Genomic DNA, 24,312 nt, shown 5'->3' with positions numbered 1-24,312 from the left:
CTAGGGGCTTACAGTAGCTCCCAAACGGCTTTGGTTTGCCCGGATAATCCCGCGGGATTGGTGTATGCAGCAATTTTGAGTTTTGCGATAGATGACTCGTTTCCAATGGGGACCAGAGCGCCTGCAGCAAGTTCAGTCTCGATGGCAGTTTCGGGCATCCAGGCAAACCCATTTCCATTCATCAATCGCCGCTTGATAGTTTCGACTAGTCCGTCGATGTAGATAACGTCTAAGTTTTTAGTTTTTTGCGAAATTAGGCTATCAGCAACTGTTCCCAAAAATGATGACTGTTCATAAGCCAGATATGGGATTGGACGGTTTTTTGCATCAGCCAAATTCCAGCCAAGAAGCTCTACTTGCTCCTTTAGTGCTACAGGTAATAGCCGTTCAGTGTGTACATTTTTACGGTTGAAATTATTATCATCTATGCGCGGCGATACGGCTGGATGATCGTAGCAGAGCATAATATCTACTGCGCCTTCGGCCAAGAGTTCGCAGCATGAACTCAGTGAATCAGAAATTACGCGGACCCGGAAATCATCTATTTCTTGCTGTAAGACATCAAGACGAGAGGATAAATAGTTTACTGAAATTGTGTGTAGTGCAGAAATTCGTACAAAGCTATTGCCTCCATCATCGGCATCTCTGATGGCCTGGCGAGTATCTACTAAATGTAAAATTGCCGCTTGTGCCGATGGCAGAAATTGCCGGCCAGCTTCTGTTAACTGAATGGGATAGGTGGCTCTGTTAATGAGTGCCAATCCAACCCAGTTCTCTAATCCCTTGATTCTGCGACTAAATGCCGACTGAGTTATGTTCCGCTCATCTGCAGCACGGGTAAAATTTAAGGTCCTTGCTAGGCATTCAAAATCTCTGAGCCAATTTAGGTCCACTTAGAATCACCTTCTCATAAAATCACTTTATTTTTGACATAACACAAAACTATGCAACTTAAGCATAGTTTTATGAGTTGTTCGAATTGGCACTAAGCGAATTTCTTGGATTAACCTTTGCATATCATGACGGTTGCCAAACATTACCTTCACGTTCCCGCAATCCGGATGAGTGAGAAAAGTGAATCTCCTTTTTTCATGTACCATAATTATAGACGTCGAAATGGCGCACCCCCAACAGAGGAAACAAAAAATGAAAACTAAACTTAAAACATGCGCCATGGCGATGGCCGTTAGCATTTTTGCTTTGCCAGCGGTTGCATCAGAGTCCGTGAAAATAGGCTTGCCATCTTGGACAGGCGCACAAGCCATTGGTCACCTTCTAGGAGAAATTGTTACATCTCGCATTGGTGGAACTGTTGAGTATGTCCCTGGTAATAATGCTACGATTTTTCAAGCGATGGATCAGGGCAAAGGTGACATCGATGTGCATCCTGATGTCTGGTTACCAAACCAACAAAGCTTTACCGACAAGTATGTAGATGGTGCAGGCACAGTAACGCTGTCATCTAACCCTTATGAGGGCAATCAAGGCTTTTGTGTAAGTAACGATTTTGGCACGGCAAATAATATCACTGACATTGCAGACTTGGGTCGTCCTGATGTCGCTGCGTTAATGGACAGTGATGGTAATGGAAAAGGTGAGATGTGGATTGGTGCGCCAGGATGGGCGTCAGCGAATGTAAACGAAGTTAAAACGCGCGACTACGGACTACTCGATTTCATCGAGCCTATACGGGCCGAAGAAAGCGTTAAGACTGCTCGTATCAAAGATAGCATCGCAAAAGGCGAAGGTTATGCGTTCTATTGCTACAAGCCACATGCTGTGTGGTTTATGTTCGATGTCAAAATGCTAAGTGAGCCAACTTTTGATGAAGCAAAATATAAAATGGTACAGCCTTCAGACGATGCTGATTGGTATGAGAATTCCTATGTCGCTACTAAGGATGCATTGAAAAATGTACAAATTGCTTGGTCCAATTCACTTGAAGGCCGGTCTCCGGCAATTGCAGAATTTTTTGCCAATTTCTCGGTTACTGCAGATGACGTTAGCAGTTTAGCTTTTGAGGTATCTGCGAAGGGTGTTGATCCAGCAGATGCGGCTAAAGCATGGATCGCAGCAAACTCCGACCGTGTTGATGCGATGCTTGGACTTTAACACTTTAGAACGTGCGGCACTTACCTTTGATGTAAGTGCCGCATCGTAGTCTTCCTTATTGAAAGAGCACGTACAAAATGCAGGAAACTGTTGTTGAGATTTCCAACGTCTGGAAAATATTTGGAGCCCGATCGGCCGAAGCCTTAGCCGCAGTGAAAGAACAGGGTTTGACTAAATCTGAAGTATTATCTCAGTTTGGGGCTGTGGTTGGGGTTGCTGACGTTAGCCTTGATGTCAAACGAGGGGAAATTTTCTGTATTATGGGGCTTTCTGGTAGTGGAAAGTCAACGTTAGTGCGTCACTTTAATCGTCTATTGGAACCAACTGCTGGGCAGATTAAAATTGAAGGTACTGACGTGATGGCGTTGGCATCTCGCGAATTACAACAGTTCAGAAATGAAAAAATAGGGATGGTGTTTCAAAACTTTGCGTTGATGCCCCATCGTTCTGTTTTGGATAATGTTGCGATGCCTTTAGAAATCCGACAAGTGCCTAAAAACGAACGGATGCGTCAAGCGGCAGCAATACTTGATATCGTCGAACTTGGCGCGTGGGGTGCCAAATTTGCCCACGAGTTGTCAGGCGGCATGCAGCAACGTGTGGGCCTTGCCCGAGCGCTTGCTGCTAACCCTGATGTTTTGTTAATGGACGAACCCTTTTCTGCTCTTGATCCTCTTATCAGAAGACAATTACAGGATGAATTTATTCGTCTTAGTAAAATATTGAAAAAGACTACAATTTTCATCACGCACGATTTGGATGAAGCGGTACGAATTGGTGACAGAATTGCAATCATGCGCGATGGTAAGGTTGTTCAGATAGGGACTGCTGAAGACATCGTGATGGAGCCAGCTGATGATTATGTCGCTGACTTTGTTGCAGGGATTTCACGTTTAAAAGTTGTCCACGCACATGCGGTTATGCAGCCCATAGATTTACATGAAGCAAGCCACGGGCCTGTAAATGCAGATGCTAAGCGCGTTGATGCGAATGCAACGCTTAGTACATTAATTAATTTAGCTATCGATGATGACAGGCCCATCGTTGTTCAAGTTGGCGGTGATGACGCAGGAATTATCACGCGTGCCGATTTGTTGCGTACTGTAATCGAAGGGACTGAAGTGTCATGATTGATCAAAATCCAGATCTTGGTGTCAATCCGCTGGAAGACACGTCATCAGAAGCAGCGATAAAATATGCTGAGACACGTAGAGACAACATCCGTGCGTTCGTTCGAACGAGTCCAACCTACTACATTATGATGTTTGATCGGATTGGAGCCTCAGCAAGCTTTACCGCCACATTTAATGCGATGGCGGGGTTATTTGGTCCAATTTGGTTCGGTGCTAGGGGGCTTTGGAATTGGGCATTACCTTTTCTGATTTTGGAAACACTAGCTTTTGTACAAATTGCACGAGGTTTATTTGGCGATCTTGGTGCGGAAGCGATGGCTCGAATAGCATCGATCGAAGGTACACTCGCACTACGTAAACAACAGCTTGCTGCCGCTATAGAAAGCCAATCAGATAAAGAAGATGTATATCGACGTACCGTTGAATCCTTAGAAGCCAATATTGGTGGAATACGAGATGAAGCTGCAGCAATGGCAGCTGAGGGGCCAACAATCGCTTTAAGTGGCGTCCTTATTCTTCTTTTTGTTAAGATCTGCCAATCATTAATCGCTAATTGGGCTTTAGAGGCGCGCTTCTCAGACTGGTTATCAGACGACAGCATTCGATCTGGTTTGCCGTTTCAGCACATTGTGCTCAGTTCAGTATTTATGTTGTTGATTGTGGCAACTGCAACATTTCACTACTCGTTCCCGGATCGTTATGCGCTGCTGAGTTACTTTCCCACCGACCCCAATATACGGCTATTCAGTATAGGTAAGGTTGAGGCCTTTTTTAACTGGGCCGTGCTCAATGGTGAGGTGCTATTTGATGCCATAACTTACTTTATTCGTCTCGTTCTTGATGCACTTGAACTTGTATTCGTAAGTACGCCTTGGGTTGTTGTCGCGGCGTTGATTGTTTTGCTGACATGGTTGACCGCCGGTGTAAGAATGGCGATCTATTCTACTGCTTTTCTTGCCTATATGGGCCTCTTGGGTTTTTGGGACAAAGCAATGACGACGCTTGCGCTCCTGGGAACAGCTGCATGTTTATCGATCCTAATAGGCATTCCATTGGGGATGTTTGCGGCTAGGCGCCCTCGGTTCTACGCATTTATCCAACCCATCATGGATTTTATGCAAACGATGCCTGCCTTTGTATTTATGATCCCAGTCATTGCCTTCTTTGGGACAGGTAAGCCTGCCGCTGTTGTCACTACAATGATTTTTGGTGGTACTCCCGTTGTACGATTAACTGTTCTTGGTTTACGTGGAGTTCCTGAAAGTGTTCGGGAAGCAGCCATTAGTTTTGGTGCCAATAAATGGTACCTACTGACAAAAGTTGATCTCCCATTGGCAAGTCCTTCGATTAGAGCGGGTATCAACCAGACAATCATGCTTTCACTGGCGATGGTTGTTGTTGCGTCACTTATTGGCGCAAAAGGTCTCGGTGAAGATGTACTTGAAGCACTTCAATACGCAAATGTAGGGCAAGGTATACTTGCTGGGTTTGCAATTTTATTCTGTGCAATGATCCTTGATCGAATAGTCCAAGGCGGCCGTAAATGAATCCGATCGTTTTCGTGCATGGGTTTATGGGGGGGAGCGCGCAATGGGTGCCGCAAGAGACTGCATTTGGTAGTGCGAGTGTTGTTGCGGTTGATTTGCCTGGATACGGACAAAATGCGCATCTCTCCCCATTGCCAACCATTGAGGCTTATTCTGATTGGGTTTTGTCAGAGCTAATAAGGCGCGGAATTAGCTGCTTTGATCTAATTGGTCATTCGATGGGCGGCATGATTGCACAAGAAATGGTGGCGCAGGCTCCAGATCATGTTGGCCGTTTGGTGCTATATGGGACAGGTGCTCAAGGCGTATTACCTGGCCGATTTGAAACAATTGAAACTTCAAAAAAACGGGCTCTATCTGAAGGGGCAAAAGCCACAGCACGCCGTATTTCCGCAACTTGGTTTTTAGCTCGCGAAGATGATCCGGCATACGAGGGATGTGCTGTAATTGCTGAACAAAGTAGTGCAGCTGCTATTGTGGCTGGTTTGGAGGCGATGAGGAAATGGGACGGTAGAGCACATCTTAAAAGCTTAGATAAAGAGACACTAATTCTTTGGGGGGACCACGACCGGACATATTCATGGGAGCAGACTGAACAACTTTGGCATACAATAACACGGTCTAATCTTGCGGTTATTCCTCTATGTGCTCATACGGCGCACCTCGAACGTTCAGGACTGTTTAATAGTATTGTTAGTGCTTTTCTAACTCCGAGCTCTTAGCCGGTTTTTATGAGAAGAAGTGTCTGAAGGTTTGATGGTCAACAACTTGAAACAGGTAAAGCTCCTCGCCTCACTAGCTGCACAGTAAACGAAATAATTTATGCGATTGAAAATGGTCGCCGTGTTACTCTTAACGTGCGACCGCGTCGGAGTGTCATGCAAGCCTACTTGGCCTTCTCATGAAAGATAAAGCCAATAAAGTTGAGTAAAATTTGAGCCGCCAAAATTTGAGTACTTTCACTGGGGTCATAGGCTGGCGCAACCTCGACCAGATCTATGCCTACAACATTCCCTTGTTTTGCTAAGCCTTGAAGGATTTCCAAAACGTCATAGTACAAAAACCCACCATGGCTTGGAGTTCCAGTGCCTGGAGCGATTGAGGGGCAGAATGCATCGATATCGATTGTTACGTAATAGCGACTTCCTTTGGGAATTCGCTCTAGTACTGCTGCAGTTCCAAGTTTGCGCACTTGTCGGACTGATAAAATATCTGAGCCACGTGCTCGAGCGTCAGTGTATCCGTCTTTTGCAGTTGAAGAAACGTTCCGGATGCCGAGCTGCGTCATTCCGCAGACGTAGTCTTTTTCGATTGCACGGCGCATTGGGTTCCCGTGCCCATTTTTCACCCCATGACGCTCATCTACAAAGTCTAAATGCGCATCAATTTGAATAATATGGATTGGTCCATGCTCTTGGCAGTTTTTCGCGAAGGCGTTTATGCATGGTATGTTGATTGAATGATCGCCGCCAATCGTCACTGGCAGAGCACCTGCATCTAAGATTTTTTGAACGCCTAGCTCAATGTTTTCATGACTTTCTTTAGTCTTTGTGTGAATTATATCCGCATCGCCAATGTCTATAATCCTAACGTCTTCAGCTAAATAGGTCGCATCATCTTCATGATCGTAAGCGCCTGCATGGCCAAAACTAAATAGTGTCGAAGCTTCGCGAACACTGCGCGGCCCAAACCTAGCCCCTGATCTAAACTGGCATCCAAAATCATAGGGAGCGCCTAAAATGGCAACATCTGCGTCAATTGCGTCCCAATCTTGTACGTAGGGTTTCTTGCCAAATGTTGAGATGCCGACAAAAGGTAAATTTAGTCGCCCGGTGTCATAACTATGATCTGACATGAAAGCCCCCATTATGTTTAGCACTTAATTGTGAGGTGGATTAAGAGGATCAGCGTTGGCAAAAGTGCCGTTGGTTTGTTGAGGAAACCATATATTGAAGAACACGTATAGTTTTTGTCTTGATCAAATAAGGGATCGCTATTTGCTTGGGTAATGCTGTCCAACTGGCGCTCTGTGAGACGCCACGTTCGTATTAGCTATGTTTAAATCATGAGCCTCCCTTGAGCAGCCCCACCTGAATGGTCCATATTAAAAGTTAGTGCATGATCGGCCTTTGGTCCATCGGGATGATGGCCTCTGGCGCAGTTGGGCGGTAGCGCAAATGCTCAACTCACGTGCCATCATTGCTCAGAGAACCGTCGCATTACCCGTTTGTGTCGAGGAAGGTACCAGATGAGCAGTCCTGATATACCAAACGTAATGAGCGCAATTGCAGTAATGTCTGCTAATATTGTCCCTATCCGCCAGTCTAGCCAGCCGGTTCTGTGGAAGATGCCGAAGATATAGTTCCAATATATTTTTCTATGTTGGAGCAGGCCATCAGGAGTAAACATCTTATTGGAAATCGCAGATTTGACGTAATACACGCCAGTTTTTGGCACCACTATGATACTACCGTTTTCTCGTTTGAATTCGATTGCGCTCTGCTCGTGATAAGAGATACGCTCTACCGATAGCATCTTACTTTCAGGCCAATAGCCGCGCGCTATGTTCGCCGATTGCTCTAAAGTAAGCGGTTCTTCCAAATCCATGTAGGCTTGATCGTTATCCTCGTAAGTATTGAGTGGTAAGGCTGACAGTACCAGCTCTGAATGGTTTAAATAAAATCCAGTAAACCCAAACGCTATAATCCAAGGCAATATGAGTAGGCCTAAGTACGAGTGTATTTTTCGTAAAGATTTGAGAATTCTAGGCAATGCAATTTCCTTAATTTTTTACGTAAGAGCTATATTCGGTATGCTAATTGTGTACTGCCGGAGAACTTTGAAGGCGCGCAATAAAGGTACCTTCCGCAACGTGCGTTCATCATTTAATTGCCATAGTCGATCTAGATGGAAAGTGGTGTTTGCATCGACAACATCAAATGATCTTAACTTTGAGTAAGCTATGTTTTCGCCAGGGTAAAACTTGTCATTGTCAGCTAATTCGCCATCAACTTTTAACACTGGGCGGCGCATTCGAATTGGCAGGCCGAGAGTTTTGAACAAGCCTCTTTTGGGCAGCCATAATAAAAGGTCATCTGCTGCAATCCGATGACCTTGTCTCGCCTTCTCATAAATGAAAGTAGACTTTCCTGTGTTTTTCGCACCTACTACGATATTACACTCATCGTTGATGCTATACGCTGCGCAGTGAAGGAGGCTTGCGCCTTCTACCAGTGTTAAAGTGTGATAAGCCATGCAGATGAACGTATCATTCAGGGCACTGATGAGATCTGTCTGTCTAAAGTGAATGTCGTAACATTTGCCGCCAATTGTGTACTCACCGTCGTTGAAACTTATTGAAACGTCAGGTTTAGCGTTTGCCTCGTCATTCGTTATTGACCAACCTGCTAAAGTGTCTGCAAGTAAGGCTGCAAAATAAGTTGGACAGCGCATCGAGATGCGCCACCCATTGGCTGTGAGTTGCCAGTTTTTTAAAAGGTGCCTGTCTTGGGTCACCGCCAATCGCCACCCTTTACTTTACAAAAGCGGCGTTGTGATTGCCCGCGTGGTCCACTGATTTTTACGCGGCGGCAAAGAAGCTGATTGTTAGCCTCTGTTGATACAATTAAAAACTTAGAAGTTGCGTCAATGATGCCCTCCGTTTGATCCGGGCTCGCATCAAGTGCGGCAAACATCGCAGCTGCGTTGCTGTAGTCATACCGAACTGTATCGCAAGCAGTTAGCAGGCAAGATAGCACTAGCGCTGTGACAACATTTTTCAGTGGCATTAGTTAAAGCTTCCCAACACGTCATCTAGATCTGAAGCATCCACTGTAGTCAGGCCATCTGTGCTAACGTCCGTACAGTTGATTCCGCCAGCTGAACAATAGCGGCTTGCGCTGGAGGTTGAGCTACGGCTTGGACCTGATGTTGAGCTACGGCTTGGGCCTGAAGTTGAGCTGCGGCTTGGGCCTGAAGTTGAGCTGCGGCTTGGGCCGGAGGTTGAGCTACGGCTTGGACCTGATGTTGAGCTACGGCTTGGGCCTGAAGTTGAGCTGCGGCTTGGGCCTGAAGTTGAGCTGCGGCTTGGGCCGGAGGTTGAGCTACGGCTTGGACCCGAAGAGCGTGACGGGGCCGAAGGCGCCGATGGTGCTGAGGGGCCTGAAGGTGCTGAAGGGCCACCACTCGCTCTAGCGACTGTAGCGAGAGAGCTTATAGAAAGGGTTGAAGAGGCTATGAGTAGCGTTTGGATGAATTTTCGGCGAAGCATTACGTGTCTCCTAGTTGCGATTTCTTAACCGTAACTAGCTTGAGACGAGGGTGTCTGTATATTGCACGAGCGGTATAGACTGCGATTAAAGGGGCGCGTATATCGTTTGATATATAATGAATTATGCTCGTTCATACTTGCCTTAGGGGGACCTCTGATTATGAATCAAAAGGCTGTAATTACGGTGTTTGGCATGAAGTTGGTCGCGTTGCTTTTCTTTGTAAGTGACGTGCTTATGGATGTTCGCGAGCATTTACGGACGGACACAAGTTACAGCTCAGAAGGATTAATACATCTTGGGTTCGAAGTATTTGCCGTATCAGCTCTTGCCGGTGGCTTAGTTGTTTCTGGCAAATACGTTCGGCTGCTTAGGCAGAAAACAGTCAAAGCAGAACAAAGCTTATATAACTTAAAACAAGATTTCGATCAGTTATTGAACGCAAAATTTGCGCTTTGGGGCTTAACGCCTGCCGAAGCTTCTGTAGGACTTCTTATGTTGCGCGGTTTCGCCACTGCGGACATTGCAAGTTTGAGAAACACGAAAATTGGCACTGTTAAAATGCAGATACATAAAGTTTTGCAAAAGTCTAATGCAGCATCGAGGAGTGATTTCGCTGCTATTTTTATGGATGAGTTTTTAGATTTTGCCGCTGAGGATGAGTTATTGTGAGCTGCCTTTCATCTTCTTAACTATGCCTCTCGCGCCTTCTCACACTCGCGTGATAAGGTCAGCAGTCATTGCATTATTGTTCAATGGGCTACTTTTTAAATGTAGCCAACAATTTGGTCCGCGTCCGGGTATCGAGCGGGCCAGATGGAGACTTTCGCACAAAACGACTAATCAACGGAAACTTGAACCAGATATGTTCCAAGCTATCTTTGCGTTATGCTGAAAATTATCGCTATCCTGCTTGCAACCACCAGCGCCGCTGAAGCTCTGGGAACTTTTATTTGTGAAGAACTCGACAGGGTCTCACTTTCAGCTGAAGGTGCGATGCGGCCTGTTTATGAAGGGCGTTCTCTGACGTTTACTTGGACCGAGAGCAATTTGTCTGGCGATGGCGTCTTTTATCATAATGATTACGACATGCGTCGTCTTGGGGGCGGAGGGTTCCGCGCAACTGCTAAGAACAAAGACCGAAGCGACTTGTTTCGATTTGAGGATGGCGTGCTTATGCACGCAGCGATTGTAAAATATGGGTCAGCACCTTCGGTACAGTCGCAGGTATTTCGGTGTCAGCCTGTGGAGTAACGAGGCTTGTCGCTTGTGCTTCGGCTGTACTTCTCTTTCAATTTCGCTCGTCGCTTTACTCCCATCTTCGAGTTTAAGGGGGCATTTGTCGCTATCAAGCAGGCCCATGGCGCCTGTGGCCTGTGTGAAGTTAGATCACCCCTTCGACTTCTCAGGTGCCAACTTGTTCGCGAATAAAGAAAAAAGTGTCTAAACTGGCTAAGAACCACTCTTATGTATCAATTATTTGAGCTATGCCTCTCGCGTTTTTGCACAACCAAAACCTAGACAGCCCTACAAATTCCAACATCCGCATATATTCTGCCCAAAAGCGCACGTAACACATCAACCCGCGTAAACACTCACACGTAGCGATCCCAGCAAACTCACCGCCTTACAGCTGCTTACACAGCGCACTAGGTACCACTGCACTACAAACCACCCACAGTTCCCTGTGTGCCTTGTGACTTAAGTCTGTCATAATCGGCTTGTGACGTTGCCGTACTGGTAGCCTGAGGCATACCTGACGTGGACTGCTGTGGGGCTTGAGCAGGGGGCTTAGACGCACCTAGCTTTGGCACAGCTGCGATAGCCTTTCCCATACGGGACTTTGGCTGCTTTTTGGCTTTGACGTCGCCACCTTTTAGCCGTGTGTCCAGCTTGTTGGCCAGAAAGCTTGCGGTATTGGCAAAGGTCTTAATGTCATCAATTGCTTGCTCAAGACTGCCCGTGCCAGAGCCTTTCTCTATGACATCGATTAGTCTGCGCAGTTCATCACGGTCATCCATGCGCAACACCCAACTGTACAAAATGGGGTGATGCAAAATCACCACCCAGCTTCTGTAAGTACTTCCCGCTAAAAAACCGCAGCGCAGATTTTTGCGGGTGCAGAACCCGTTTCGAAGAACGCTGCAACATCACATGCAAAAACGTATATATGTATGTCATGCGCCCATCCTTGCAGGCTCACGCCATACCGCCTCTGCTTGGCGCGCTATGGCCTGATCGCAGAGGGCTTTAAGACGATCAAAGCGCCTTACCCATTGTTGGTGGGACTGGGCGTCACTGGCGCGTAAACTGTCTGCGTAGTGCCCTAGTTTGTGTGCGCAGACGGTCAGTGTCTCCACACTTGGCTCAATGCGGTTGTAGCGCAATACGCGGATGTATCCCTCACTGCGGCCCAGCCAGGCTTGGCAAAACTCAGGTGTATTGGCGGCAGCCCCTGAGCTGATTAGCTCATCTCTAATATGTTCAAGAAGTTTGATACTCATGACATCTCCTCGTTAACTGATGTTCATTGTTATTTAGTTTAAATGAGCCGGCCCACGGCCATACTTATTGATGAAGTGCTCAGGATTTACCCGTTCAAAACAAGTGAAACACAGCTCTCCTTTTTGTGTTTTGAGGAAATTTTGCTGTCAAACACCGCAAACTAGTTTGCTGGTTTAAACCAGTGAAGTTTTTGGGGAGGTTAGATTAAGCACTGGCTACAAGGCGTTGTAACTAAGCGCGAAACTTCCAAAATCAGGAGGTAAGGTTAATATTCTTTAGGTTGTGTCGGTGGTCGATAAGCTAGCGTTAAAGGTTATCAACCTTACAAGCCAAGTTAGCCGCTTGTGCGTACAGGGAACTGACCTTTGCCAACGCCTTCGATAAGATGCTGAGCACAGCGTAAATCATGTTGAATGGCTTTACGCTTGGCGCGGCGCAGTTCAACGTCGATGTCTTTGGTCGAGTAGAGCATATGCTGGCGGATACTGTGAGCTTGGCGACATCTGAGATGAGTGATGGTGAGCGTAACGCGTTCTTTCCGATTTGGGATCAACTTGAAGAACGAGTGCAGCTCTATGTGCTGAACGGCTACAACGAGCTGCCGCCAATGAAGTGCGGGCCTGAGGATTGTACGATGCGCAAGCGGCGCAAAGAAGCGATCACTCACTCAGGCGGATCTAAGCTTAATTAAGCAAAAACAGTCACTTGACTGTCTTTCTGGTCGTCCAATGTTTCCTTTGAACATACGCTTTAGCTGTAACCACACAGCAAGGAGCGGATATGACACATCTGGCAAAGCTTACATTCAAGACAGTAGATCGCAGTGCAAAACGCGATCCCATCATAGCGCGACGTGACAAACTCGTCGCAGGGCTCAAAGAGCAAAAGCTGGTGCATGCGGCAGCGCTGAAGAATGAAGATCACCGGGTTGAGCGGCACAAATGGATGACCAATGACATGGGAGAGCGTGTGATGGTCAAAACCCACCGCCGAGTGCGCCCATGGTTTTTTGAACAAGACGGTGGCTGGTACGTGCAGTGCAGATACGGAGCACGTGTGATTGCAGCCGATGGCACCAACAACGCGGTACTGGTCAAAACACTAGAAGATGTCGCTGGTGTTCTAGATGCTTTCCTGAATGCAGCAGCTGCAGGGGAGTTAGACACAGCCATCACCAAAGTAGCTGAGCGGCAGCCCCGCTTAAAGCCAGGGGCTGCCAAAGCTGCAGCAAATGCATGATGCAACCACAGCCAAAATAGCAGCACTTAATGATCACGCACGGCGCTCATTCACAGACTGTCGTGTTGTGATCACCCGAGGCGTGCAGACATTAGATGACGTACCATCAGTGCTGGACCAAGTACGCCGCTTTGATGCCTTCACGCCCGATAACGATCCATATGGCGAGCATGACTTTGGATCATTCCGTCACGGCGACATAACCATCTTCTGGAAGATCGATATCTACGACGTAGACCTGCAAATGCAGTCGCCGGATCCCAGCGATCCTGCTGTGACCACCAGTGTGCTCACCATCATGCTAGCAGAAGAATATTAATCAATTTGTTAACTATCAGAGTTACACTTTGTGCATTTCGGCTAATCTATCACAATGTCCGATTCCTCCTCACACCAATTGCTCTGGCAGGCAGTATTGTTCCAAGTTCTTCGGGACATTCGTGACGCAAACCGCAGTCATGAAGGACATAAAGACTTTGCCACTGCAGCAAGGTGGGTTGGGAGCTATCCAACCCGTGAGTTTAGCGAAGTGTGTATGCTGGCAGGACTTGAACCTGACTTTGTGCACCCAAGATTTGTAAAGATCATCAAAGAAGCTGAGGCCAAAAGCGCTGCGCGTAAAACCACGAAGAGAGCGCCTGTTCCAATGGCTGCAGAATAGTCAGTTTTAAACGGTTTTTTGCTGTCGTTGATAAATACACGTGAAGACTAAAATGGTTGTGCTGTCTTTAAGATCGGCGACAGGCTCTATGCATCGTAAGATGCCCCAAGAAGATCCGAACACAGGTCACGCTGTGGCGGAGGATGTTAGGGATGCCGCGCAGTAGCCGAGCTGCATGTTCAACCGTCGCTGTGTCATCCAGCGTCAGCAAAGAGAGATGGCAGGAGTGGGAGTACAAGGCTCGCAAGAGAACCCCACGCCCGTGTCCACGGTTTGTCATGGCTTTGGATGCATTGGGTGCGTTGCTGAAAAGGTGGCGTGTAAAGCTGATCGAGAAACCCCAGCTTCCTGAAACAAGGTTGCGCTCATGACAGACGAAAGCAACTCGGATGAGGTCTTCGTCATACCAAGGCTGCGGACAGCCTTGGTATGACTACACAATCTGGATGAGATCCCATTCATATATGATCAAAATCATAAAATGTGTTTGAGCTAATGAATCGTGAAGCAAAAGACTGAAGGTGTTTGTGATTGAGCGTGAGCGATTGAACAAACAACGAAAGTCAGCTCGGCGAAGCTGAGCTTGAACAGATAGAAACATAAAACACGATAGGGTTGGCAGAGCTCTGATCTTAGTAATTGAGCAAATGCAGTTCACTCATTTTGTCCGTTAGCTCTGTGCAGCTGTTTTACGCATGTAATCAATCATGCATTCGACAAACTCTTCGTCTTGTTTTGCCCAACCTAAAAAGACATCACGCTCTTGCTCAGTTACAAGATGGTAACCCATGCCCCACTTGGCAAACAGTCGTTTATCAGTGGTCTTGTCCGATAGTATTTTGACGTTTGTGTGGCGACGATCTCGTTGGATCATACCCAATAGGTCCTCAAGAACGTCGTGCTCTCCTTCGAGCACCTGATAATACTTCAATCTTGTCCTGACCAAGTAGCCAGAGACGTCCATCTCGTCATTATGAGCTAATGCTGTATCGATGATGTCTTTGTCTTCAGGACTTGGAAAATCAGTAGTGGCAGTGCTTTCGTACAATATTGAGCGGATCATCGTAGAGCTGCGCCGCACTAAGTCGTTATGCTTTGGGTCGAGGGTCATACACGATGCGTAGTTGAAATTGCCGAAAGTTTCAAATTGAGCCTGAGCAGCTATTGCTTCGCTGATTGGATTATAACTTGGCATGAGGTGATTTAAATGCCAGGTTCTTGGCTTCGCAGTGCCTATGGCGCTGCAAAGCTCCGCTGTCTCCATGTTTTGGGAGGGATGTGTTGTAGGCAGCGGAGCATAGCAGCAAGGCTTGTACTGAGCGCAATCACACAGCCCAAAACCTCATAGAACACACATAGCATGAGATTATTGCGTAAGTCATTGTAAAACATAGACTTCAAGAAAGTCGTCTTTCCGGTAGGAAGACCAAAATCTCAGACTTTATGCTCAAAGCTAACAAATGATTAGGTTTTGAGGAGATAGCGCCATGCGCCAAGCACAGACATTGAACGAGGCGCAGCTGCGCAGGGTTATACAGTACTGTCGCAGCCGGCGTCATCCAACACGGGATGAGACTATTATACTGACGAGCTTCTACGCAGGGCTGAGGGCCAAGGAGATTGCAGCGCTCACTGTGGGCAATGTGTTTGATGAGGCAGGTAACGTACGTGAGCAGTTCATACTTACAGCGGAACAAAGCAAAGGTGGGCACACACGCACGGTGTACATGAACCAGCGCTTACGCAAAGCACTAGTCGAGTACAGCGCATCAATCCGCACAGCCAAGCCGCATCACGCATTGTTCGCTAGTCAAAAGGGTGGGCACTTCTCAGCCAACACCATGTGCCAGCTGTTCTTGGATATCTACAAAGCAGTGGGGCTTAAGGATGCCTCAAGCCATTCGGGAAGACGTACTTACATCACGAGGTTGGCCAACAAAGGGGTAGGGGTGCGCCTATTGGCAGAACTGGCGGGGCATTCGCATATATCCACCACGCAGAGGTACATAGACGTGAATTCTGAACAGCTGAGTGAAGCGGTGGAATTGTTGTAGGGGCTCTCAGCCCCAAGTGGACCTTCGAGCATGCTGCCGCGAAGGGCTTCTTTGAGCCCACTTTAACCGATGCTGCGCCATCTACGAACGGCTGCTTCGGTGATACTGCCAACGCAATATTTCATGATTGTAAGTTTTATGTAAGCCTCACTGACCATGAGCGGGTTAATCTAAAAGCATGATGGAGATTGATATGCGTCTTTTTGGAATTGCCCTTGGTTTTGCAGTCGCTCTTGCGGCCCCTGTAAACGCCCTCTCATTGCCTTCGAACGGTGAGCTAAGTTTTGATGTCGTCCGAAAGGGCAAGGATATTGGCGATCACAGCTACAGTTTTGCAGGGAATCCTGGTTCATTCACGGTTAAAGTAGCCACTGATATCGCGGTCAAGGTACCTTTGATCAGAACAACCGCCTACAGCTTCAAACATAAAAGTGTGGAGAGCTGGAAAGGCGGCAAGTTGCAGCAACTCAGCTCATCAACAAATGATGATGGCGAACCGCACCAATTGAAAACCGCGAATAAAGGCGCATTGCCGGCCAGCCTTTGGAACGACGATATCGTGCGTAGTGGCAAGTTGATGAATACCATTGACGGGAAGATCATGAGCGTACGCGCGGCAGATCTAGGGTCGGAGACGGTAAAAACAAAAGGTGGCAATGTTTCTGCGCATCATTACCGGCTTTCAGGTGGGCTGGCCCGCGACGTTTGGTATGACGGCGAGGGCAACCTTGCACAGGTCATGTTCAAGGCCGATGATGGCTCAACTGTGATGTATATCCGAAAATAGGACGACGCGCCGAATGCGGATACTTTATATTGAAGACAACGAAAAGCTGGCGCTCAATACGAGCGCCAGTTTGCGTGACGCCGGATTTGTAGTGGACGTTGTCCATACTGCGGCGGATGCTTTGCATTCTGTGAAAAGCTTTGAATATGATGGGGTTATTCTTGATCTTGGATTGCCAGATCAAGATGGTTTAGACGTTTTGCCAATGATCAAAATGTCCAAGCCACAAACACCGATTATCATATGCACTGCGCGTGATGCGCTGGATGATAGGATCAAAGGTCTGAATACAGGCTCTGACGATTATGTTGTCAAACCATTTGCGATCTCAGAACTGGTCGCCCGCATAAATGCTGTTCTGAGGCGACCAGGCGGCGCGCTCGGGATGACGTTAACATTGGGGAATGTGAGGTATGAGACAGCCGAACGATCGGTTGTTATCAACGAAGTACTGACAAGCTTCTCGAAGCGCGAACTCGCCCTACTGGAGCTGTTTCTGCGCCGTGCCGAGCGAGTTGTATCGAAAGATGCGATTGAAAACGCGCTCTATGGGTTTGATGAGGCAGCAACACCAAATGCCATCGAGGTGTTGACTCATCGTCTGAGAAAAAAGTTGATCGACAACGGAGCCAGTATCGAAATCCACAACCTGCGTGGGATCGGATACGTACTTCAGGAAAATTCTGCATGATGGTTGTGAATTTTCTTTTTGGACAGCGAAGATCATTGAAGAGAAGCCTGCTACTCAACATCATCACTGCGTTAAGCCTATGCATCCTCCTCGCGGGAGCCGTCCTGATCAGTGAGTTTTACGAACATCTGAAAGAAAGCCTCGAAGACGCGATGTTGGATGAAGCGCTGGAGATCGTTGGCCAGGTTGACCCAGCTGCTCCGCAACATGGCCTTGATGCTGGTTCGCTACGTTTTCAGGGTGTCGAAGGAACGTATCGATACACGGTCTATGACGAAACTGGCAGCATGGTAGCCGGTGGTGAGGGGTCTGATGCCGTCTGGCAGCAACTATCGCAGATTAAACTGGGTAATCCACAAGCGATTGCGCTTCTTGGTGACAGGCTTGGTATCGGATTGAAATCCCGGATCGCGGATCAGGATGTTTTTGTCTTGGTATCCACATCTCCGAAGGCAAATAACGAAACACAGTTCGGCAAACTTTTGCACGAGATCGAAGAGGGAATCTGGTGGGTGGTTTTAGGTGTTGTAGTGGTGCTAACTTTCGCACTGTTTGCGACCCGTCGTGCATTGTTGCCTTTGAAAATACTATCAGATCAAGCGCATCTAATCGGACCAACAGCAGCAAATCAGCGGTTAGCGACTGACCGTGTACCCGCCGAGATTGCCCCGTTGATTAAAGATGTGAACATGGCCTTTGATCGTCTGGAGCAAGGGTACAAAGCACAGCGGGATTTTGCGTCAAACGTAGCGCATGAAATTCGCACACCAATCGCGGTGCTTAGATCCAGTATCGACCGGATCAATGACCCTGCATTGAAGAAAATCCTCTCGCAAGATGCAAAACAACTGGACCGTATTTTTGGCCAACTTATTGACTTGTCGCGGGCCGATGCCGCTTTGCAATCGGGTTTTGAGGCTGTGGACTTACGAAGTGTGGTTGTTGAGGTTGCTTCTGGTTTGGCACCAGCGGCCCTCCGGTCCGGTCGTCGCCTATCCGTGATCGGGGACGAGACCGTACTTGTTCACGGTAATGCAGGCCTGTTGGGAATTGCTCTGGCCAATGTCGTACGCAACGCTTTGCAATATACAACAGAGAGCAACGAAGTCGAAATCGAGCTGCACACGAACCCGGCCGGATGGCGGGTTCTTGACCGTGGGCCAGGTGTGCCAGACGCACTCAAGATGGAATTGTTCGAGCGGTTCAATCGCGGCAATCAAGCAAACCTAGGCACTAAGGGATCGGGCATCGGTCTGGCTATCGCAAAGTCAGTCGCACAATCACACAACGCGACCATCTCTATCCAAGACCGTGACGGAGGTGGGAGCATTTTTTCCTTTATGTTTGACCAAAATCTTTAAGACCTTTTGATTTTTTTGATTGATGTAAGTCTCTTGTAAGCCTGATCGGCAAAAACAACCTCAACACGTCATGAGAAGGCACGTTGAGGTTGGATATGAAGATCGAGTTTTTAAGTGGGGATTGCCCCGGAAGCAAAGAGGCCCAAGAACACATCAAGGGGGTCTATAGCCATGTATACGGCGCAGAAGTAACTGAGTTCGCACCATTGCTGGTTGTTGCCAAGCGTGTAGACGGAGAAATCCTCTGTGCGGCAGGCATCCGAACTAAAAAAGACGGATTTTTTTCAAATACTTACTTGAAGTCCGACTTTTCAACCGCTCTACAACACGCAGCGCATATTGATGTCCCAGCACAAGAAATAATGGAAGTTGTTTCTCTAGCCTCCACGACCCCTTTTCCAGTTTTGCCCATGCTGGACAAATTGATCGAATGGGGCCGAGAAAACGGGATGACCTGTGGGGTATTTACCGCAACCAAACCCCTACGTCGTCTACTGAAAAGAACCCCGCTGAACTATGTAGAATTGGCGCCAGCGGACATATCTCAGGTTTCAAATCCAAAGGCTTGGGGTTCCTATTACGACACTGACCCGAAAGTATGCGCTTTCAGCGAGGCTTTGTCTCAATCCGTTGTCTTGTCCCCCCGCGCGCGCGCCACGCAAATTGCTTCGGAGGCCTCCTAATGAAACAGGTCTTTGACGCGCTAAATCGCCATTCGCAAACCCGCCCAGATGACATCGCATTCGAGGATGACACAGGCCAGATAAGCTGGCGCGAACTGGCCATGCGTGTCGAGAGCCTCGCCTGCGCGTTAGACGCGGTGGATGGCACCATCGGCATCGGCCTTGCGGGTGGTATCGACTATGTCGTCACTGATTTGGCGCTGACACTCAGCGGGAAGCGGCAAGTGCCATTACCATTCTTTTTCAGCACAGCCCAAAATGTGCATGTCTTGATGGATTCAAAAGTCGGCACGGTTATCACCAGCAATCCAGAGATGTTTGCAGACTTACCGCACCTAAAACCCATCAGCCCAGTGGCCATATCAAGTGAAGCTTGCGTTTTGCGTTCTTACGCTGGCGGTGCCGAGCGGATTATCTATACCTCTGGATCTTCCGGTAATCCCAAAGGCGTGGTGCTGGGGGATCGTCAATTGAAAGCTTCTATCAGTGCCTTAAGCCGCGTCATTGCTGCGGACGCGACGGACACGCATCTGTCCATTCTCCCCCTCGCACAGCTTCTGGAGCAGATTTGCGGGATATTCTTGCCAGTTGTGGCTGGTGCTAAAACGGTTTTCCGGTTTGAAGCCACGAAGTCATTGTTCGGCGCGCCGATTGAACCTCTTCTGGATGCATTCGAGACAACACGGCCCACGACAAGCCTTCTGGCACCGGCCATCTTGGGACGTTGGGTAAACGCACTTGGAAACAAAAACGCGCCAGACAGCCTTCGCTTTGTAGCCGTTGGGGGCGCGTCCAGTTCACCCTCCTTAATCAATACGGCGCAAGATGCAGGGATTCCTGTGCATGAAGGATACGGCTTGTCCGAATGCTGTGCCGTCGTTGCAATGAACCGGCCTGGAGACAATCACCCCGGCACAGTTGGGCCGGTATTGGATGGGCTGAATGTATCTCTTGAGAATGGTGAGATAGTCGTCTCAGGCCCTACAGTCATGCAGGGGTATTTGAACGGCGATCCTGCACCGGAGGTCTGGCACACCGGCGATCTGGGCCATTTTGACGATGACAGGTTGGTTATTGATGGCCGGAAAGACGCACTTCTGGTTACAGGCGCAGGGCGCAACATCTCTCCTGAATGGGTAGAACAGCGCGTCAACGTTGATCCGCGCGTTGTCAGTTCTGCCTTAGGTCTTCGCAAATCTGACGGCGCATTGGTTTTGATAGTCGTGGCAGTGGCACCGGTGTCGCCCAGCGAGATCGAAGCTTACCTATCAGACCTGCCGATCTATGCGCAGCCAACCGCGTTGATCATGGCTGATCCGACCGAGGTTGGTCTGTTGTTCCCCGTTGGAACACCCAACCGTTCTGTTGCGGCATCCTTGATCAACACACGCTTGACGCAACCATTGAACGCCAAACCAGAAAGCATCGCATCATGAGCCCCACCAAGAAAGTCCTAATCACCGGCGCAGGAACTGGCATTGGCAGATCATTGGCGATTGAGGCCGCGCAAAATGGCTTTGATTTGATCCTTGTTGGCCGCACCTCCGCGACGTTGGAAGAAACGAGTTCCAAATGTGACACTCCAAATGCCCGTTGTATCATCGCGGATGTAACAACTGTCGAGGGGCGGGCTTTGATCGCTGACTCGGTTGCTGGAACGCTGGACATTCTCATTAACAATGCCGGTGTCCTGAGCGTTGGACACCTCGCAGACATGGCTGATGCTGACTTAGAGAGGATGACGACCACTAATCTTGTCGCACCCATAGCGTTGACCCGCGATCTGCTGCCTGCACTGCGTAAATCAAAGGGCCGTATCGTCAACATCGGGTCGGTTTTCGGCGACATAGCCTATCCATTTTTCGCAGGCTACTCCGCGACAAAATTTGGTCTTCGCGGGTTTTCGGATGCCATGCGCCGCGAACTGTCGGGGGCTGGTATTGGCGTAACTTACATCGCACCGCGCGCAGCGCGCACAGCAGCAGAAAGCGCATTCAGCGTACTGGTTGAGCCCTTGGATATGACGCTCGACTCTGCTGAAGTAGTAGCTGCGCAAGCTTGGGATGCGATCCTTAAAGGCCAACGCGAGAGCTTCCCCAGAGGCAAAGAGCGGTTTTTCGTCAAGGTGCAGCGTCTGTTTCCATCGCTGGTCGACAAATCGGTGGGCGCACAGGCGCGTGACCCAAAAACCTTGGCGGCTCTTCGTCCGTCAAACCAATCTTGATGCAAAACATCTAAAATCTACAGGACACATGATATGAGCTACAATGTAATCCGCGCTTCGGAAGTTGGTGAGGCTTCCGTTACCCCGGCTATACTTTCCAAAATCAAGGACCACCTGAAATCAGACGGCTGGGCCCTGCTCCGTGGCTTTGATATGGACATGACATCGTTCAGCGCCATCACATCACAGCTTTGCAAGACCATCACCTTTGATCCTGCACGTGAGAATACGAATAAAAGCACTCAAAAAGTGGATGCAGGCCTTGGGCCAATTGGCCTTCATATCGAGAACGGAAATACCCCTGTTTGCCCCGACATCGTTGCATTCTACAGCACCAAAGCAGCATTTGAAGGATCTCAAACCACGATCTGCGATGGCCGCCGCGTTTTTGAGGCCTTCTCGGATGCGCAAAAGGCGCGTTGGTCTCAGCGTATGATGGTCACAAGAACACTGCCTGAGGTTCTGTGGAAGCGCTACCTAGCAAACGAACACCCGGCCATAAGCGAACCCGAAGAGGTCACGCAGGAACATATCCTACAATTCAAAGCATCCATTCCAGACCAAGATTTTACGCTGAATGAGGACGGGTCTCTAGAATATCGCATCAAAGTTTCACCCGTGCGTCCATCGTCTTTGTCAAACGGGCATGCTTTTGCAAACGCAATTCTGGGGCCGTCGCATAATTACGAGCCGCCGGTTTATACATTAGATGACAGTACCGTTGTGACATATGAGGAAATTGAAGAGATTAGAGACATTGCCGAGACCTGCACAGTCGAGATCAATTGGCAGGACGGTGATGTCGCAGTGATCGATAACACGCGCGTCATGCATGGCCGTCGCGCAATAAAGGACCAGGATCGGCAGTTATTTATTGGAATGGGCCGCCTCTAATTTGTCCCTAACACTGTTGAGGATCGCGCTAGCGCCACGGAGTGATCCTCAACTATGCCGGATGGCATTCTTTTGTAACGCCGTGCTATCTGCCAGTGCCGTAAAGGATCGAAAGCAGCCATTAGCGCAACCGCAGCGAAATGGTGCTTTGTCCGCATAGCTGACCTTGATGCTCTGTGCAGCGAAGGTCCGCATTTCGTCCAAGGTGTAGCCCTCTATCACTCGCTGATGTTTTTCTGGTTCTCAAACTCATCGCTGCTCAACTCATACCTTTTCCCCGTGAGCATGTCCTTCTTGAGCCTTGGCGTGAGGTGACTGTAGTGCCGCTCAATCATACCGATTGATGTGCCCATCTGTACGGCAAGCGCATGTATATCCATCCCATCGTTGAGTAGGGCAAAGGTCGCATAGGTGTGGCGCAGGCTATACAGGGTTCTGTTCTGCCCTGTGCGTGGGCATGTGATCAGCCCTGTGTCTGTGAGGAACTTGCGGAAGGTCTGGTGGATGTTCTTTGACACAGTACCATCGGGCAATCTGAACACTGGCAAATCTACTCGCTGCTTGAGTAGATCTTCAAAGGGGATGTGCCGTATGTCCTCTGACCGCTCGTGTATGCGTTTGAGGTAGTTAATCGTACCACTGCGGCAGATGATGTCCCTGCGACCGGTCTTGCCCGTGACGCTCATCTCTAGATACTGCAGATCCTTTTCCTCAAACAGCGTCACATGCTTCCACTTGAGATTCAGCGCTTCTGTCCCGTGCCGCATGCCCGTATTGGCCATGATCAACACATAGTCCCGCATGAGGTGCCGCATGTCTGTGGGCTTGCCTGCCTTGCCCGCATTGATCCAACTGGGCAGCTTGCGGATCAGTGTGGCGTATTCTTCCCGGGTGAAGTCAGGGCGGCGTTCACTCTTCTCACCACGGTTTACCAGCAGTGGCACATTCTTGTGTGCGATAAAGCCCCGCGCCACAGCTTCTTCAAACACTCGGTTCATCGCCGAGTTGTGTGTGTTCAGCGTACTAGCCTTTGGCTCACGCCCCATCTTAGCTCGTCGCCAGTCGTAGAACTGCTGCACCTTCTCATAATCAATGGTGGTTACATACTGTGCCCCAAAAAAGGGGATGAGGTAGCGCTCAATACACACGATGTAGTCTGCAAACACTTTGCGTCCTAAGCCGGCATCCAGCTGTTTACGCATATCGGCGATGGCCAGCTTGGCAACGTCAGAGAACTTCTTGGTGACTACAGGCAGGTCGTTCTTGTGGCGGAACTTGTATTCAAGAAAAGTCTCGCAGGCATACTCCTTGGCCTCAGCCAAATCACGCTTGCCGGTGCTGATGCGGATGGTGTGCCCGTCGATCACAAAGGCAGCCTGCCAGCGCTTGCTGCGCTCGCGACGATACACGCGCACCTCGCCGTCTAGTATCAGATGTGTGTCTTCGCGCAGCTGCCGCATGTCCTGCTCCTCACAGCAACACTATGGCAGGGTGCACCAACAAGTCTATCAAAGTGTGTGTTTGAGAAGCAGACAGATTTTAAGCCTGCTGCCTTAGAGCTAAATGTGATTAGCTAAGAGAGTTAGGAGACCAGTCATGAAAAGACGACAGTTTGTAGCGGGTATAGGGCTTTTTACCTTAGCTGCTCCTTACGTAAGAGCGGGTAATCAAGCGCTAGGGCTGCTACCTGAGGGCTCTAACGTATTGTTCATGCGGCACGCGCTAGCTCCAGGTTTTGGCGATCCAAACAACTTTGAAATTGGTAACTGTGCAACACAGCGGAATTTAAACGATGAGGGCAGGAGGCAAGCACAGCAAATTGGATCAATGCTAACACTGAATGGATTGGACTTTGATGCTGTTTACTCAAGCCAATGGTGTCGCTGTCGAGAAACTGCAGAGCTTCTGGATGTAGGAGAGGTTCAAACTTTTGCTGGGCTAAATTCATTCTTCCAATCACATGCTCCCAAGAAGCAAACCCTTGAATTGCTAGCAGAAAAATTAGACGCGCTTCCAAAAGATAAATTAACGCTGATGGTTACACACCAAGTAGTAATTCGGTCTGTTACCTCGCTCAGTGTTCAATCTGGAGGGTTAGTGGCTTACGACACGACGTCTAAGGCTTCCCGAAGGCTTACTGTTAGCTAGTCGTT

The 24,312-nt window shown here is 48.7% G+C and carries 27 protein-coding genes; 19 read left to right on the top strand and 8 right to left on the bottom strand.

Translation table 11 applies throughout. The features are described from left to right. Nucleotides 1-8 precede the first annotated feature (8 nt). Entirely contained in the window at nt 9-893 is an 885-nt protein-coding gene (locus tag NeNHUV3_RS04655) for a LysR family transcriptional regulator (protein ID WP_391482777.1), read from the bottom strand. A gap of 253 nt (nt 894-1,146) precedes the next feature. Between NeNHUV3_RS04655 and NeNHUV3_RS04650 the strand changes: the two genes are divergently transcribed. The 4 genes from NeNHUV3_RS04650 (at nt 1,147) to NeNHUV3_RS04635 (ending at nt 5,514) form a co-directional block, all read left to right on the top strand. After that, nucleotides 1,147-2,112: a glycine betaine ABC transporter substrate-binding protein gene (locus tag NeNHUV3_RS04650; RefSeq protein ID WP_391482775.1), complete on the top strand. Its 966-nt coding sequence runs from the start codon at nt 1,147-1,149 to the stop codon at nt 2,110-2,112. 77 nt (nt 2,113-2,189) lie between these two features. Further along, on the top strand, nt 2,190-3,242 hold the full coding sequence (locus tag NeNHUV3_RS04645) for a betaine/proline/choline family ABC transporter ATP-binding protein (RefSeq protein ID WP_334067949.1): 1,053 nt from the start codon (nt 2,190-2,192) through the stop codon (nt 3,240-3,242). Next, on the top strand, nt 3,239-4,792 hold the full coding sequence (locus tag NeNHUV3_RS04640; protein ID WP_391482773.1) for an ABC transporter permease: 1,554 nt from the start codon (nt 3,239-3,241) through the stop codon (nt 4,790-4,792). The genes NeNHUV3_RS04645 and NeNHUV3_RS04640 overlap by 4 nt, the downstream gene beginning before the upstream one ends. Next, nucleotides 4,789-5,514, top strand: a complete 726-nt coding sequence (locus NeNHUV3_RS04635; protein ID WP_391482772.1) for an alpha/beta fold hydrolase — start codon at nt 4,789-4,791, stop codon at nt 5,512-5,514. Before NeNHUV3_RS04640 ends, NeNHUV3_RS04635 begins: the two co-directional genes overlap by 4 nt. Before the next feature lie 164 nt (nt 5,515-5,678). Here NeNHUV3_RS04635 and speB read toward each other — a convergent pair whose 3' ends face one another. The 3 genes from speB to NeNHUV3_RS04620 all read right to left on the bottom strand — a co-directional run bounded on the left by speB (nt 5,679) and on the right by NeNHUV3_RS04620 (nt 8,314). Then, on the bottom strand, nt 5,679-6,647 hold the full coding sequence (speB, locus tag NeNHUV3_RS04630) for an agmatinase (protein WP_391482771.1): 969 nt from the start codon (nt 6,645-6,647) through the stop codon (nt 5,679-5,681). A gap of 341 nt (nt 6,648-6,988) precedes the next feature. Continuing rightward, nucleotides 6,989-7,564 (bottom strand): PepSY domain-containing protein, encoded by a 576-nt coding sequence (locus tag NeNHUV3_RS04625; RefSeq protein ID WP_391482769.1) that lies wholly within the window; start codon nt 7,562-7,564, stop codon nt 6,989-6,991. 18 nt (nt 7,565-7,582) lie between these two features. Continuing rightward, the gene (locus NeNHUV3_RS04620) at nt 7,583-8,314 is read right to left on the bottom strand and encodes a hypothetical protein (RefSeq protein ID WP_391482768.1); all 732 of its coding nucleotides are present in this window, start codon (nt 8,312-8,314) and stop codon (nt 7,583-7,585) included. Nucleotides 8,315-9,222: 908 nt separating this feature from the next. Here NeNHUV3_RS04620 and NeNHUV3_RS04615 point away from each other — a divergent pair. Together NeNHUV3_RS04615 and NeNHUV3_RS04610 are read left to right on the top strand one after the other, a co-directional pair. Further along, on the top strand, nt 9,223-9,732 hold the full coding sequence (locus NeNHUV3_RS04615) for a helix-turn-helix transcriptional regulator (RefSeq protein ID WP_391482766.1): 510 nt from the start codon (nt 9,223-9,225) through the stop codon (nt 9,730-9,732). A gap of 216 nt (nt 9,733-9,948) precedes the next feature. Then, a complete protein-coding gene (locus tag NeNHUV3_RS04610) occupies nt 9,949-10,314 on the top strand; it encodes a hypothetical protein (protein ID WP_391482765.1) in 366 nt (121 codons plus the stop codon). A gap of 410 nt (nt 10,315-10,724) precedes the next feature. Here NeNHUV3_RS04610 and NeNHUV3_RS04605 read toward each other — a convergent pair whose 3' ends face one another. Both NeNHUV3_RS04605 and NeNHUV3_RS04600 read right to left on the bottom strand, forming a co-directional pair. Continuing rightward, complete coding sequence (locus NeNHUV3_RS04605) at nt 10,725-11,081, bottom strand: hypothetical protein (protein ID WP_391482763.1); 357 nt, start codon at nt 11,079-11,081, stop codon at nt 10,725-10,727. Nucleotides 11,082-11,237: 156 nt separating this feature from the next. Beyond that, entirely contained in the window at nt 11,238-11,564 is a 327-nt protein-coding gene (locus tag NeNHUV3_RS04600; RefSeq protein WP_391482762.1) for a DUF6626 family protein, read from the bottom strand. A gap of 407 nt (nt 11,565-11,971) precedes the next feature. Between NeNHUV3_RS04600 and NeNHUV3_RS04595 the strand changes: the two genes are divergently transcribed. From NeNHUV3_RS04595 to NeNHUV3_RS04580, 4 genes are all read left to right on the top strand, one after another. After that, nucleotides 11,972-12,256, top strand: coding sequence for a hypothetical protein (locus NeNHUV3_RS04595; RefSeq protein WP_391482760.1), 285 nt, complete (start codon nt 11,972-11,974; stop codon nt 12,254-12,256). Between the two features lie 89 nt (nt 12,257-12,345). Continuing rightward, a complete protein-coding gene (locus tag NeNHUV3_RS04590; protein ID WP_391482759.1) occupies nt 12,346-12,804 on the top strand; it encodes a hypothetical protein in 459 nt (152 codons plus the stop codon). After that, nucleotides 12,797-13,123, top strand: a complete 327-nt coding sequence (locus NeNHUV3_RS04585) for a DUF3768 domain-containing protein (RefSeq protein WP_391482757.1) — start codon at nt 12,797-12,799, stop codon at nt 13,121-13,123. The genes NeNHUV3_RS04590 and NeNHUV3_RS04585 overlap by 8 nt, the downstream gene beginning before the upstream one ends. A 54-nt stretch (nt 13,124-13,177) precedes the next feature. Continuing rightward, entirely contained in the window at nt 13,178-13,465 is a 288-nt protein-coding gene (locus NeNHUV3_RS04580; protein ID WP_391482755.1) for a hypothetical protein, read from the top strand. A 670-nt stretch (nt 13,466-14,135) separates the two neighbouring features. Here the strand turns inward: NeNHUV3_RS04580 and NeNHUV3_RS04575 are convergent. Further along, on the bottom strand, nt 14,136-14,576 hold the full coding sequence (locus NeNHUV3_RS04575) for a BLUF domain-containing protein (RefSeq protein WP_391482753.1): 441 nt from the start codon (nt 14,574-14,576) through the stop codon (nt 14,136-14,138). 376 nt (nt 14,577-14,952) lie between these two features. Here NeNHUV3_RS04575 and NeNHUV3_RS04570 point away from each other — a divergent pair, with 376 nt between their 5' ends. The 8 genes from NeNHUV3_RS04570 to NeNHUV3_RS04535 all read left to right on the top strand — a co-directional run bounded on the left by NeNHUV3_RS04570 (nt 14,953) and on the right by NeNHUV3_RS04535 (nt 22,159). Beyond that, a complete protein-coding gene (locus NeNHUV3_RS04570; RefSeq protein ID WP_391482752.1) occupies nt 14,953-15,519 on the top strand; it encodes a tyrosine-type recombinase/integrase in 567 nt (188 codons plus the stop codon). Nucleotides 15,520-15,697: 178 nt separating this feature from the next. After that, nucleotides 15,698-16,306 carry a DUF6134 family protein gene (locus NeNHUV3_RS04565; RefSeq protein WP_391482750.1) on the top strand — a complete coding sequence of 203 codons (609 nt, stop codon included), beginning with the start codon at nt 15,698-15,700 and terminating at the stop codon, nt 16,304-16,306. Between the two features lie 13 nt (nt 16,307-16,319). Next, complete coding sequence (locus NeNHUV3_RS04560; protein WP_391482748.1) at nt 16,320-16,997, top strand: response regulator transcription factor; 678 nt, start codon at nt 16,320-16,322, stop codon at nt 16,995-16,997. 35 nt (nt 16,998-17,032) lie between these two features. Further along, complete coding sequence (locus tag NeNHUV3_RS04555) at nt 17,033-18,358, top strand: sensor histidine kinase (RefSeq protein ID WP_391482747.1); 1,326 nt, start codon at nt 17,033-17,035, stop codon at nt 18,356-18,358. Between the two features lie 95 nt (nt 18,359-18,453). Beyond that, the gene (locus NeNHUV3_RS04550; RefSeq protein ID WP_391482745.1) at nt 18,454-19,041 is read left to right on the top strand and encodes a thermostable hemolysin; all 588 of its coding nucleotides are present in this window, start codon (nt 18,454-18,456) and stop codon (nt 19,039-19,041) included. Further along, complete coding sequence (locus tag NeNHUV3_RS04545; protein ID WP_391482744.1) at nt 19,041-20,477, top strand: AMP-binding protein; 1,437 nt, start codon at nt 19,041-19,043, stop codon at nt 20,475-20,477. The genes NeNHUV3_RS04550 and NeNHUV3_RS04545 overlap by 1 nt, the downstream gene beginning before the upstream one ends. Further along, nucleotides 20,474-21,265 carry an SDR family NAD(P)-dependent oxidoreductase gene (locus NeNHUV3_RS04540; RefSeq protein WP_391482742.1) on the top strand — a complete coding sequence of 264 codons (792 nt, stop codon included), beginning with the start codon at nt 20,474-20,476 and terminating at the stop codon, nt 21,263-21,265. The genes NeNHUV3_RS04545 and NeNHUV3_RS04540 overlap by 4 nt, the downstream gene beginning before the upstream one ends. A 33-nt stretch (nt 21,266-21,298) precedes the next feature. Beyond that, complete coding sequence (locus NeNHUV3_RS04535; protein ID WP_391482740.1) at nt 21,299-22,159, top strand: TauD/TfdA family dioxygenase; 861 nt, start codon at nt 21,299-21,301, stop codon at nt 22,157-22,159. A gap of 218 nt (nt 22,160-22,377) precedes the next feature. On the opposite strand, the gene NeNHUV3_RS04530 is transcribed toward NeNHUV3_RS04535, so the two are convergent. Next, the gene (locus tag NeNHUV3_RS04530) at nt 22,378-23,619 is read right to left on the bottom strand and encodes a tyrosine-type recombinase/integrase (protein ID WP_391482739.1); all 1,242 of its coding nucleotides are present in this window, start codon (nt 23,617-23,619) and stop codon (nt 22,378-22,380) included. 136 nt (nt 23,620-23,755) lie between these two features. On the opposite strand from NeNHUV3_RS04530, the gene NeNHUV3_RS04525 reads away from it, so the two are divergent. After that, entirely contained in the window at nt 23,756-24,307 is a 552-nt protein-coding gene (locus tag NeNHUV3_RS04525; protein ID WP_391482737.1) for a histidine phosphatase family protein, read from the top strand. Nucleotides 24,308-24,312 lie beyond the last annotated feature (5 nt).

This window comes from Nereida sp. NH-UV-3, assembly GCF_042939535.1.
GTDB classification, from domain to species: domain Bacteria; phylum Pseudomonadota; class Alphaproteobacteria; order Rhodobacterales; family Rhodobacteraceae; genus Nereida; species Nereida ignava.
This window is presented reverse-complemented; position numbering and strand designations above follow the sequence as displayed.